Genomic DNA, 12,699 nt, shown 5'->3' on the forward strand with positions numbered 1-12,699 from the left:
CCACAAAAGGAATAAATGATACTCAAAACGTTATCCCTCCTTATCCAATAATTTATTAGGCCTACAAATACTGGCCAATGCTGAAACGCTCTAACAAAGGCACGAATATCAAGGGCTCAATACTTAATAAAATTGCAGGCGCTTTTGATAAGCTCATTTTAGAAAATATATTCTAATAATTAATTTATTGAAATTTTTCTTTCATTTATTTTTCTCCCCTCTTATCATCACATCAAGGACAAGGATTCTTAAGAGGATCTTTGAGCCAATTTGTGCGTTTATTTGCACAAGAAAAAGCAAGAGGAAAACCTCGGGAACAAGACCAAAAAGGGAGGTCACGGGATGACTAGAAAGAATATAGCAGTTGGTTTTGCTGTCGCAGCACTGTGTGCTGTATCAGCCGTTTCAGCACAAGCAAAAGAGAAATTGAATGTTCTCTGCGCAGCTGATGAAGAATGGTGTAACTTGATGAAATCAACGTTTGAAAAAGAGTCCGGCGTTGATGTATCCATGGTACGGAAAAGTTCCGGGGAAATCTTCGCGCATATTAAAGCCGAAGCAAGAAACCCAAAGGTTGATGTGTGGTGGGGCGGAACAGGTGATCCCCATCTTCAAGCTGCGGCAGAAGACTTGACCACTCCGTATAAATCAAAACAAATTGATGACCTTCTGGAATGGGCTCAAAATCAAGCGAAACAAGGCGACTATAAAACAGTCGGCATTTATGCCGGAGCCCTTGGCATTGGTTACAACGAAGAACTATTGAAAGAAAAAGGCCTGCCTGTGCCAAAATGCTGGGCTGACCTGACCAACCCAGCCTATAAAGGTGAAGTTCAGATGGCGAACCCTAATTCATCAGGGACCGCGTACACAACACTGGCAACAGTTGTACAGCTTTTCGGTGAAGAAAAAGGTTTTGAATTCCTGGCTGGCCTTCATTCCAATATCAACCAATATACAAAATCAGGATCCGCGCCGATCAAAGCATCAGCACGGGGTGAAACAACTCTGGCCATTACCTTCATGCACGACATGGTAAAACAGGTCAAAAAAGGCTTTCCAATCAAGGTCGTCGCCCCATGCGAAGGCACTGGCTATGAAGTGGGTTCCATGAGCATCATCAAAGGTGCCCGTAACCTGGATAACGCCAAGAAATTTGCTGAATTCGCACTTCGCCCCGATGTACAGTCTTTGGCTGAACAGGCCAAAGCCTATCAGGTTCCCTCCAATTCTGGATCTTCGGTGCCAGAAGGCGCACCAAAGCTCACAGAGACCAAATTGATCAACTATGACTTTGCCAAATACGGTTCCAGTGAAACGCGAAAACGCCTTTTGAAGCGCTGGGATGACGAAATTAAGTCTCTGCCACGCTAATCCGTTAGCGTTATTTGAGATAAAGAGGAAAGATTCGTGCGTACATCATTTTTTCCGTGGCTTGCCGCGGGCTGGATCGGCTTTGCCATACTTCCTTGGTATGCCCTAGAGGACGGCTTTTGGGCATTTGAATGGCTTATAGATGGCTATCCCTTTGATAGTGACTATGCTCCGGCACTGATTCAAATCTTTCAGGATAAAGAATGGCTATTGCCACTTCTCTTTCCTCTTCTTTTCCCCTTGTGGATTTTCAACAAAGTAAAAAGTGATCCAAAATACGCTTCAACCCTGATTATATCCGGTGGCTTTGGCCTCGCCTATCTACTAGGTCAAGGCTTTACCATCGGAATAGGTGGCTGGGAATACAGCACCTTGGAAGCAGCTTTTGGCCCCCTTGAGACACGCCAATTCGGCATGGGGTATGGGGCACTCTTTACCGCAGGATCTTTTCTCATACTCCTGACAACGGGCCTAGCTGCTGCGGGAAACTTGCGTGGGGATGTCTTTGTCACATCGGCAATTGGAATTGTTGTCGCCCTTGTCGCAACATTTGTATTTTTGCCTGTCGGTAAAATTCTGGTTTCTGCTTTTGTAAATGACGCAGGGCTATATGCCCTCAGTACCTTTACAGATAACTTCTTCACCAAAAAAATCTGGGGCCTTGACTGTCTGAGCACCAGTGTTTCTTGCGGGGTGGGATTAAACTCGTTCTTTCTCGCAATTTTAACAGCTACATCAACGACCTTGCTGGGTCTTGGTTTTGCTCTGGTGGCAACCAGAACGGACTTTCGTTGGAAAAAATCCCTCAGAGTTCTGACAATTCTACCAATTATCACCCCCCCCTTTGTTATCGGCCTCGCGCTTATTCTTCTATTGGGGCGGTCCGGAACTATCACACAATTTGTTGCTGACCTTCTGAATATTGAAGCCGGGCGCTGGCTTTACGGCCTTCCCGGGATCTGGTTAGCTCAAACACTATCTTTCACCCCGATTGCCTTTTTGGTTCTGATCGGTGTTGTCGAAGGGGTCAGCCCTTCGATGGAAGAAGCATCACAAACACTGGGCGCCAGCCGTTGGCACACCTTTAAACAAGTCTCTTTGCCCCTGATGCGCCCGGGTATCGCCAACGCCTTTTTGATTGGCTTTATCGAAAGCATGGCCGACTTTGGCAACCCAATGGTACTTGGTGGCAACTATGATGTTCTATCAACCGAGATCTTTTTTGCCATCGTTGGCGCACAAAATGATCAAAGCATGGCCGCCGTCTTAGCAATCATCCTATTGATGTTCACCCTCAGTGCCTTTTTCACACAGCGGGTATGGCTTGGTAATAAATCCTATACCACTGTCGCAGGCAAAGCTGATTCTGGTATTCACGCAGGCATGAACCCTCTGCTTCGTTGGACCTGTCTCTGCGTCACTATTCCTTGGGCTTTCTTTACCATCGTCATATACGGCACAGTTCTGTTTGGTGGCTTTGTTGTAAATTGGGGCCGGGATAACAGCTTCAGCCTGCAACATTATGGCGAGGGTTTTGGCATAGGCTGGAACGAAGGAAGCCTGGTCTGGGAAGGTGCCGCATGGGATTCCTTTTGGACCACCATTACAATTTCCGCGATAGCGGCCCCCCTTACCGCGGCTCTTGGCCTGCTAACAGCCTACCTTCTTGTTCGCCAGAAATTCGGCGGGAAAAACATCTTTGAATTCGGCACAATGTTAAGCTTTGCGATCCCCGGAACTGTTATTGGTGTCAGCTATATCCTCGCCTTTAATGTTCCGCCTTTTGAGCTAACCGGAACAGCCGCCATTCTTGTACTTTGCTTTATGTTCAGAAACATGCCTGTAGGTGTTCGCGGCGGGATCGCGGCTATGAGCCAGCTGGACAAAAGCCTGGATGAAGCCTCTCTCACACTTGGGGCCAACAGCTTTACAACAATGCGGAAAGTAATTCTTCCCCTGCTCCGTCCAGCCATAGTTGCTGCTCTGGTATATAGTTTTGTCCGGGCGATCACATCGGTTAGTGCTGTCATATTCTTAGTCAGCGCAGACCACAACATGGCAACATCCTATATTATTGGCCTTGTGGAAAATGGCGAATATGGCATTGCCATCGCCTATTCTTCTGTGCTGATCGTTGTGATGCTGACCGCCATTTTGCTGGTACAAAAAGTGATTGGCGAACGAAAATTACGCAAAGCTGACAGGCTGGCCCCTCAATCCGACAAAACAACCCCATCAACAAAGTCTGCCACGATGGAGAAACAAGCATGAGTCTGCACCTGAAAGCAGGATCAGTTACATTTGAAAATGTAACCAAGAAATATGGCGCGGTTACCGCAATAGACGACGTGTCCTTCTCAATTGCACCCGGTCACCTCGTTACCCTTTTGGGACCAAGTGGGTGTGGAAAAACGACAACCTTGCGCATGATTGCCGGGCTAGAGCATGCCTCTTCGGGGCGGATCTTGATCGGCGGAAAAGACGTTACAAACCTTCCCGCCACAGACAGGGATGTCAGCATGGTCTTTCAATCCTACGCTCTTTTCCCTCACATGACTGTTGGTGAAAATGTGGCTTATGGTTTAACTGTTGGCGGGCTGAAAAAAGCTGAAGCGGCTGAACGCGCAGAAGAAGGTTTGGCGTTGGTTGGCCTTGCAGGCTATGCATCGCGTTTGCCCAGTGAACTTTCCGGCGGACAACAACAAAGAGTTGCCGTTGCGCGCGCCCTCGTTTTGGAGCCAGAGGTCTTACTGCTTGATGAACCCCTGTCCAATCTGGATGCAAAACTCCGCCGGAAAGTGCGTGAAGAAATAAGGGATCTGCAACAAAAACTCGGTTTAACCGCCGTGTACGTCACCCACGATCAAGAAGAAGCTCTGGCGGTTTCAGATCGTATTATTGTGATGAACAGGTCGATTATCGCCCAAGAGGGAACACCAAGAGAGCTATACGAAGCACCTTCATCAGCTTTTATTGCAGACTTTATTGGGGATGCAAATTTGATCACGGGCGAAGTTATTAGCGCAAATCATGAAAAAGCCAAGGTACGCATAGATAGTATCGAATACGAATTACCAAGTCGGGGGCTGAGGATTGGCTCGGCACAAATCGCGGTACGCCCCGATTCAATACTCCTGGAGCCTGCTCAAGGGTCGTCGGGCCCGGGATCTTCAGTATCTGGATCTTCTGAATCGGGATCTGCTGGGGCAAAAGATCAAATTGGCATCAGAGGGAACGTCACTCATTCCACCTATTTAGGTAATCAAATGCACTATTCCGTCGACAGTCCTCTGGGCGAACTTTTCGTGGTCGATTACCGCATTGATAATGCCATTAAAGCCGGGAGTGATATTTCAATAACCTTTGCGACCAAGGGGATGGCGCTCATAGCCCCATAACGCTCCTCGAAACAGCTCTTTCCAACAGCCATATCAGGCATAAAGTTTAAGGACTCTAGTTTTGTTTCTTACCTATCAGAACCTTACCCCCGAAGATAAGAATGAAATTGATCAAAGATTTGCTCATGGAAAGCAAATGATCAAGGAAGCGGGAAAAATTGCCCTGGATTATTTTAATCGCCGGGACGAGCTCATTATCGAAACAAAAACAGACCCACAAGACGTCGTCAGTATTGCGGATCAAAATGTAGAAAGAATTATTCGTGATCTCACACGTGAAAAATTCCCAGACGACGGCTATCTTGGCGAAGAACACGGACAGGAAAAAGGAAGCAACGATTATCTCTGGGTAATCGACCCCATAGACGGTACAGCATGCTTTCTAACGGGAATGTATGCATGGTGTATTTCCGTTGCCCTAATGAAAGGCGACAAGATCGTTGCCGGCTTTGTTTACGATCCAAATACAGACGAACTTTTCTCTGCCTTAACCGGAAACAATGCTCATCTGAATGGCAAAAAAATTGAAACTCAAAACGTCAACTCTGTTACTCAGGGGGTAATGGGCTTGGGCACATCCCATAGAATTCCTCCATCTCAGTTATTACCTTTTCTGGATAATTTACTTTCGGCGGGGGGAATGTTTATCCGTAACGGTTCCTGTGCTTTGATGATGTCATACGTCGCATCCGGTCGGTTAATTGGGTATTACGAACCCCATATCAACCCTTGGGATTGTCTCGCAGGTATTATTCTGATCGAGGAAGCCGGGGGATGGTCATCACCATTTCTTGAGAACGAGGGCTTGACCCAGGGCAACCCCATTCTTTCATCAGCCAGTGGTGTCGCAAACGATTTACAAAAAATGGCCGGTCTTGCGTGATTAGTCATAGGGCATAATTGATCTTTGAAATTCTGTCGAGTTCACACAAAAAAACAGAGGATGCATTTCGCGCCCTCTGTTTTTTGATCAAAACTCTACTGCTGATTAGACCAGTGAAACAGGCACTCCTGTTTTCAGAGATTCTGTGGCTGCATCAGCCAAAGCCTGTGCCATGAGGCCATCATACCCACTTGGCGAAGGCTGTATGCCCTTTTCTACGACATCGATAAAGGCATTGAGTTCATCGCGGTACGCAGCCATATAGCGTTCCAAAAAGAAATGCTGAACAGGATCAGTTTTAAAGCCAGCAGATGTTGCGACTTCTACCGTTGTTTCGTGAACATTACCTGCGCGGAGCATACCTTTTGATCCATGAACTTCAACACGCTGATCATATCCATAGGTTGCCCGCCGAGAATTAGATATCTGACACACCTTACCACTTGCCGTTTTCAACACAGCCAGTGCGGTATCGACGTCTCCAGCATCACCAATAGCGGGATCAACCAAAGCTGAGCCGGTAGCATAGATAGAAACAGGCTCCTCACCCAAAAGGAATCGTGCCATATCAAGATCATGTATCATCATATCCCGAAACAAACCTCCGGACCGCTCAATGTAGGAAACAGGCGGTGGAGAGGGATCGCGGGACTGAATGGTAACAATTTCCACATCCCCGATTTCCCCATCGGACAATCGACGCTGTAACGACGCAAAATTTGGGTCAAAACGACGGTTAAAGCCAATCATCAGGGGTTGGTTACAGCTTTCAACAACCTCTAAACAAGACCGTATTCTTTCTGCATCCATATCCACTGGTTTCTCACAAAAAACCGCTTTGCCAGCCCGTGCCCCGGCTTCGATAAAATCGGCATGGGTATCCGTTGACGAAGCGACAAAAACGGCCTGAACATCGTCCCGTGCCAACATATCTTCGACGGATGAAACCTCTGCACCTGTCTTTGCTGCTAAAGTTTCAGAGGCCTCAACAAAAGCATCTGAAACAGTGACCAATTTTGCTCGGGCATTTGCCACAATATTTTCTGCATGAAGCTGTCCAATACGACCAGCCCCGATTAATCCAAACCCAACCAAAAGAGCCTCCAAAGGAATACATATTCTGAATTGACTTGAATATAGAATATGTGTTTCATTGTCACAAGAAGAAGATATAAAAGTTTCAATTTTCAAATCCCGGATATGAAAATTGAAACTTTATGCACATACAACAATTAAGATCTATATTCCGCATATTATACAATAATCGGATAGGTCAAAGTGCTCGCAAGAAGAAACGATAAAATATGACAAAGCAACAAGACCTTGATGTAATCACTATTGGCCGCGCCTCTGTCGACCTTTACGGACAACAGATTGGCGGACGCCTGGAAGATATGGCAAGTTTCGCAAAATCAGTTGGTGGCTGTCCGGCAAACATCGCTATCGGCACCTCAAGGTTAGGGTTACAATCCGGCTTTATCACCCGGGTAGGTGATGAACAGATGGGGCGCTATATCCAAGAGCAAATGGTGCGCGAAACTGTTGCTACTGACGGCATCATCACCGACAAGGAACGCTTGACGGCTTTGGTACTTTTGGGTGTCAGGGATGATGACACCTTTCCCTTGATTTTTTATCGTGAAAACTGTGCTGACATGGCACTGTGTGAAGAAGATATAGATCCACTGTTTATACAACGATCCCGGTCTATCCTTATTAGCGGCACGCATCTGTCAAAACCAAATGTTCTGGCAGCGAGCAAAAAAGCAGTATCGATTGCCAAATCTGCAGGCCGCAAGGTTATTCTTGATATCGATTATCGCCCCAATCTTTGGGGGTTGGCAGGCCACGAAGCGGGCGAAGAACGTTTTATCAAGTCAGATCTTGTGACCACCCACCTTCAATCTGTTTTAGCTGATTGCGATCTGATTGTTGGTACCGAAGAAGAAGTACACATAGCAGGTGGCACCGAAAACACACGCGAAGCTCTGACTGTTATTCGTTCTCTTTCCAAGGCTGTTATTGTACTCAAGCGTGGTCCTATGGGCTGTATCGTCTATCCAGACGCGATACCGGAAAATCTGGAAGAAGGCATCACTGGCCCTGGCTTTCCGGTAGAGGTTTATAATGTGCTTGGGGCTGGCGATGCCTTCATGTCTGGTTTTTTAAGGGGATGGCTCCGGGCCGAAAACTTTGAGACTTGTGCAAAATGGGCCAACGCTTGTGGTGCCTTTGCCGTCTCACGTCTGCTTTGCTCTCCGGAAATCCCAACATGGGACGAACTGCAATACTTCCTAAAAGTCGGCAGCAAACATCGTGCTTTACGTAAAGATCAGGATATAAATCACATCCATTGGGCAACAACACGGCGCCCAACAGATAAAAGCCTGATGGCTTTTGCCATTGACCATCGATCGCAACTAGAGGACATGGCTGATCGTGCGGGGGTTTCCCGTGATCAGATTCCTCGGCTTAAGCAACTCGCGGTGAAAGCCGCATGCAATGTCGCACAGGGACGTCCGAACTACGGAATGCTGCTCGACAGTACCTACGGTGTCAAAGCACTTTTTGATGCCGCAAAAAATCCCCTGTGGATTGGCCGGCCCGTTGAACTGCCAGGATCACATCCGTTGGATTTTGACCAAATCAATGACTTGGGGTCACACCTCAACGAATGGCCCGTTGATCATGTCGTCAAATGTCTCTGCTTTTACCATCCCGACGACGAACAAAGCATCAGAGAACAGCAAGAAAAATCCCTTCTGCGTCTTCATGAAGCCGCCCGAAAGGTTGGACGTGAACTTTTGATCGAAATTATCGCTGGCAAAAACGGTCCACTTGGGGATGAAACAATATCAAAGGTCATGTCCCGACTTTACGGGCTGGGGATAAAACCGGATTGGTGGAAGCTTGAACCACAGACCAACAAGATTGCCTGGCAAAATATCAGTAACGTAATAGAGGAAAATGACCTTTATTGCCGGGGTATTGTTCTTCTTGGGCTTGAGGCCCCCGAGGAACAGCTTAAAGATGCCTTTGCCTCTGCAATATCATCACCCTGGGTAAAGGGCTTTGCCGTAGGGCGCACCATCTTTGCCGAAGCAGCCAACGCTTGGCTTAGAGGAGAAATTGATGACGACACAGCAGTTGCAGATATGGAAAATAAATTCCGTCGCCTGACTGAATCCTGGATGGCGATAGAAAAGACAACCCAGTTTTCAGAACACCCCCTCGACAGGTAACGACACCTGAAAACCATACTCAAAACCCAAAATATGTCATACTTCACTTTTTGTTAAAAAACAGAAGTCTGAACAAGCCGGATTAAACAGATGAAAACGATACGATTAACAATGGCGCAAGCAGTTGCCCGTTTTTTAAGTGTTCAGAAAATTGAAATCGATAACAAAATAGAACCTATTTTTGCAGGTGTATGGGCAATCTTTGGGCATGGTAACGTCACAGGAATGGGCGAAGCTCTTTATCAGGTTCGGGACCGGCTTCCCACATACCGGGCACACAATGAACAAGGCATGGCGCACGCAGCAATCGCCTTTGCCAAGTCATCTCAACGCCAACGTATGATGGCCTGTACGACATCAATTGGTCCCGGTGCAACAAATATGGTCACCGCCGCGGCCTTGGCCCACGTCAATCGTCTGCCGCTTTTGCTATTACCCGGTGATGTTTTTGCCAATCGAAATCCCGATCCCGTTCTGCAACAAATCGAGGACTTTGGGGATGGTACAATTTCCGCTAACGACTGCTTCAAGCCAGTATCAAGGTACTTTGATCGTATAGCACGCCCGGAACAAATTATTCCTGCACTTAACAGAGCAATGAATGTTCTTACAGATCCGGCAGAATGCGGGCCGGTAACCCTATCACTTTGCCAAGACACACAAGCAGAAGCCTATGACTATCCCGAAAGTTTTTTTGAGGAAAAAATTTGGCATATTCGCCGCCCCGCCGTAGATCCCTACGAACTTGAAACAGCGCTTTCAGCGTTAAAAGAAGCCAAGAAGCCTCTGATTATCGCGGGGGGTGGTGTCCACTATTCCAAGGCATGTGACACCCTTCGGCTTTTTGCTGAAAAACATAAAATTCCTGTAACCGAGACACAGGGTGGTAAATCTGCGTTACCCCATGATCATCCACTTAATATGGGGGCAATCGGCGTAACGGGAACTTCCGCTGCAAACAAACTTGCCGAAAATACCGACATGATCCTTGCTGTCGGTACAAGACTTCAGGACTTCACCACCGGGTCATGGGCTCTTTTCAAAAATCCTGATCGCCGTTTTATTGGTATAAATGTACAAAGCTTTGATGCAAGTAAACATCGCTCTTTGCCCCTGATTGGGGATGCACAAAGCACCCTGGCGCAATTAAGCACCGCACTTGGAAACTGGCAAACACCAGAAGAATGGGTAACGCTGGGGCACAATGCATATCAAAGCTGGCGGGATGCCGCCCATGAAGTAACCGCCTCAACACCTGATCTGTATCCTTCTGACGCCCAAGTAATCGGGGCGGCCCAACGGGCTTCGGACAAAGACTCTATTGTTGTATGTGCAGCGGGCGGTTTACCTGGAGAGCTCCACAAACTCTGGCAAGCCTCGTCCCCCGGAAGCTATCACGTAGAATATGGGTATTCTTGTATGGGGTACGAGATAGCGGGCGGCCTTGGGGTCAAACTCGCCCACCCTGACAAGGAAGTCATGGTCATGGTCGGCGATGGTTCCTATCTGATGATGAATTCCGAAATTGCCACGTCTGTTCTATTGGGACAGCGACTAACAATTATCGTTCTTGATAATCGTGGATATGGATGCATCAATCGCTTGCAACGGGGTACCGGAAATCCTTCTTTCAACAATCTATTGGCCCACACCAATCATCAATCCCTGCCCGATATCGACTTTAGATCACATGCCGAAAGTTTGGGCGCCTTAGCGTCAAAGGTGAACACAATTGATGAACTGGAAGCGGCACTAGATCAGGCCAAAAACAACGAAAAAACAACTGTCATTGTTATTGATACAGACCCCTTGGCATCAACAGAAGCCGGTGGCCATTGGTGGGATGTTGCCATCCCAGAAGTATCAATGGACAAAAATGTGAACTCAGCGCGTGAAAACTATGAAGCTGCGCTCAAAAAACAACGTATCGGAGATTAATTGCATGGCCATTCGCATTGGGGCCAATCCTATTGGCTGGTCAAATGATGATATGACGGAACTTGGTGGTCATATTCCGCTAGAACAATGCCTTCGAGAAGCACAGGAAGCTGGCTTTGTCGGGATGGAACTTGGCAACAAATTCCCCCGTAAAATTGAGACACTAAGGGCAACGCTTGCTGAATACGGCCATAGTCTTGTCTCTGGTTGGTATTCTTCTGAACTATTAACCCGCAGTGTTCAGGATGAGCTCGTGAACTTGCGCCCTCACCTAGACCTTTTAAAGGGCTGCGGTGCAGATGTTTTGGTGTTCGCTGAAACGTCAAACGCCATTCATGGTGACATCAATATACCGCTTTCTCAACGACCAGTACTACGCGATGAAGATTGGGCTGAATTTGGGAAACGCGTTACTGAAGTTGGCGATGCTACATTGGCCGAAGGTATCCGTCTTGTATATCATCATCATATGGGAACCATCGTACAATCCGAAGAAGACATTCACACCTTCATGCGTGTCACTGGGCCTTCGGTTCATCTGTTGCTGGACACGGGACATGCAACTTGGGGTGGGGCTGATCCAGCAAAATTGGCGGCACAATATAAAAGTCGAATCAGTCATGTACATACCAAGGATGTCCGTTCACATGTGATGGAAAAAGCCGCCGACAGCAATATGAGCTTCCTAGAAGCCGTGATTGCGGGTGTCTATACCGTTCCGGGTGACGGCATGATTGACTTCGCTGCAACTTTGAAAGAGCTAAGTGGATACCAAGGCTGGATCGTGGTCGAGGCAGAGCAGTATTCAGACACAATCTCGGCACTTTCCTTTGCCCAAATGGGGTACACAAATTTGGTTGGCTATCTGCGAGAAGCGAACCTCATCGATTAAAAAATCCAGAAGCAAAGAACCATCCGATCATTCAATCCAACGAGAAACATCATGAGCCACTTACTTGTTAAACCAACATCCCCTGATCCTAGCGGCAAGGTACTCGAAATCACTCCCGAAAGTGCCGGGTGGAAGTATATTGGCTTTAACCTGCATAAGCTTGTGAAAGATCAAGTTATATCAGAACAAACAACCGATCGTGAAGTTTGCCTGGTCTTTGTATCAGGCAAAGGCAAAGTATCTGTGGATGATCAAGACTTTGGCTCTTTAGGAGAACGTATGTCCCCATTCGAAGGAGATCCTTGGTCCGTCTATATTCCCGGGGGATGCACATGGTCACTAACAGCTGAAACAGACGTTGAATTGGCTGTGTGTTCAGCCCCAGTTACATCCAGTGCTGACGAGCGTCTCAAACCACGGGTTATTTCGCCCAAAGAGGCTGGCAAGGAAACGCGCGGAGAGAGCACAAACGTTCGCCATGTAGCTAACATTCTTCCCGAGACGGAACCTGCAGACAGTTTATTGGTTGTAGAGGTTATTACCCCTGGCGGTCACTGGTCATCCTACCCTCCACACAAACATGATCAGGATGCCCTACCCAACGAATCTCTTTTGGAAGAAACCTACTACCATCGAATTAATCCGTCCCAGGGTTTTGCTTTTCAGCGGGTTTATACTGATGACCGATCATTGGATGAAACCTTTGCTGTAGAAGACGGTAATGTTGTGTTGGTTCCAGAAGGATATCATCCCTGTGGCGCTCCGCATGGGTACGATCTTTATTATCTCAATGTCATGGCTGGGCCAAAGCGCGTTTGGAAGTTTCACAACGATCCGGATCATGAATGGATGTTGAAATAGTCTCCACTTTACGATTTTTAAACCGTGAACAATTTTGCGCAAAACTAACGCGCAAAAAATACACGAAACACAATTATATGGTGTTTTAGATAAATATATTTTAAAATGGAT

General features: G+C 47.2%; 9 protein-coding genes. 8 read left to right on the forward strand and 1 reads right to left on the reverse strand.

Annotated features, from left to right (window positions below; all coding sequences use genetic code 11):
• Positions 1-342 precede the first annotated feature (342 nt).
• From WH95_RS17485 to WH95_RS17500, 4 genes are all read left to right on the forward strand, one after another.
• Positions 343-1,374 carry an ABC transporter substrate-binding protein gene (locus tag WH95_RS17485; protein WP_046509637.1) on the forward strand — a complete coding sequence of 344 codons (1,032 nt, stop codon included), beginning with the start codon at positions 343-345 and terminating at the stop codon, positions 1,372-1,374.
• Between the two features lie 36 nt (positions 1,375-1,410).
• Positions 1,411-3,645 (forward strand): ABC transporter permease, encoded by a 2,235-nt coding sequence (locus WH95_RS17490; RefSeq protein ID WP_046509639.1) that lies wholly within the window; start codon positions 1,411-1,413, stop codon positions 3,643-3,645.
• A complete protein-coding gene (locus WH95_RS17495) occupies positions 3,642-4,772 on the forward strand; it encodes an ABC transporter ATP-binding protein (protein WP_046509640.1) in 1,131 nt (376 codons plus the stop codon). The genes WH95_RS17490 and WH95_RS17495 overlap by 4 nt, the downstream gene beginning before the upstream one ends.
• A 61-nt stretch (positions 4,773-4,833) precedes the next feature.
• A complete protein-coding gene (locus WH95_RS17500; RefSeq protein WP_082114221.1) occupies positions 4,834-5,655 on the forward strand; it encodes an inositol monophosphatase family protein in 822 nt (273 codons plus the stop codon).
• 105 nt (positions 5,656-5,760) lie between these two features.
• Here WH95_RS17500 and iolG read toward each other — a convergent pair whose 3' ends face one another.
• Positions 5,761-6,750, reverse strand: a complete 990-nt coding sequence (gene iolG, locus WH95_RS17505) for an inositol 2-dehydrogenase (protein WP_046509670.1) — start codon at positions 6,748-6,750, stop codon at positions 5,761-5,763.
• A gap of 209 nt (positions 6,751-6,959) precedes the next feature.
• Between iolG and WH95_RS17510 the strand changes: the two genes are divergently transcribed.
• The 4 genes from WH95_RS17510 to iolB all read left to right on the forward strand — a co-directional run bounded on the left by WH95_RS17510 (position 6,960) and on the right by iolB (position 12,588).
• Entirely contained in the window at positions 6,960-8,897 is a 1,938-nt protein-coding gene (locus WH95_RS17510; RefSeq protein ID WP_046509641.1) for a bifunctional 5-dehydro-2-deoxygluconokinase/5-dehydro-2-deoxyphosphogluconate aldolase, read from the forward strand.
• 90 nt (positions 8,898-8,987) lie between these two features.
• Complete coding sequence (iolD, locus tag WH95_RS17515) at positions 8,988-10,835, forward strand: 3D-(3,5/4)-trihydroxycyclohexane-1,2-dione acylhydrolase (decyclizing) (RefSeq protein ID WP_046509642.1); 1,848 nt, start codon at positions 8,988-8,990, stop codon at positions 10,833-10,835.
• A gap of 4 nt (positions 10,836-10,839) precedes the next feature.
• Positions 10,840-11,727: a myo-inosose-2 dehydratase gene (gene iolE / locus WH95_RS17520; protein WP_046509644.1), complete on the forward strand. Its 888-nt coding sequence runs from the start codon at positions 10,840-10,842 to the stop codon at positions 11,725-11,727.
• Between the two features lie 51 nt (positions 11,728-11,778).
• Complete coding sequence (gene iolB / locus WH95_RS17525; RefSeq protein ID WP_046509645.1) at positions 11,779-12,588, forward strand: 5-deoxy-glucuronate isomerase; 810 nt, start codon at positions 11,779-11,781, stop codon at positions 12,586-12,588.
• The last annotated feature ends 111 nt before the right edge of the window (positions 12,589-12,699 follow it).

Source organism: Kiloniella litopenaei (assembly GCF_000982415.1).
In the GTDB taxonomy this organism is placed as follows: domain Bacteria; phylum Pseudomonadota; class Alphaproteobacteria; order Kiloniellales; family Kiloniellaceae; genus Kiloniella; species Kiloniella litopenaei.

Excerpts from the sequence above, each read along its gene's own strand:
- WH95_RS17485 (WP_046509637.1), top strand. The coding sequence starts at position 343 with ATGACTAGAAAGAATATAGCAGTTGGTTTTGCTGTCGCAGCACTGTGT.
- WH95_RS17495 (WP_046509640.1), top strand. The coding sequence starts at position 3,642 with ATGAGTCTGCACCTGAAAGCAGGATCAGTTACATTTGAAAATGTAACC.
- WH95_RS17510 (WP_046509641.1), top strand. The coding sequence starts at position 6,960 with ATGACAAAGCAACAAGACCTTGATGTAATCACTATTGGCCGCGCCTCT.
- iolD (WP_046509642.1), top strand. The coding sequence starts at position 8,988 with ATGAAAACGATACGATTAACAATGGCGCAAGCAGTTGCCCGTTTTTTA.
- iolE (WP_046509644.1), top strand. The coding sequence starts at position 10,840 with ATGGCCATTCGCATTGGGGCCAATCCTATTGGCTGGTCAAATGATGAT.
- iolB (WP_046509645.1), top strand. The coding sequence starts at position 11,779 with ATGAGCCACTTACTTGTTAAACCAACATCCCCTGATCCTAGCGGCAAG.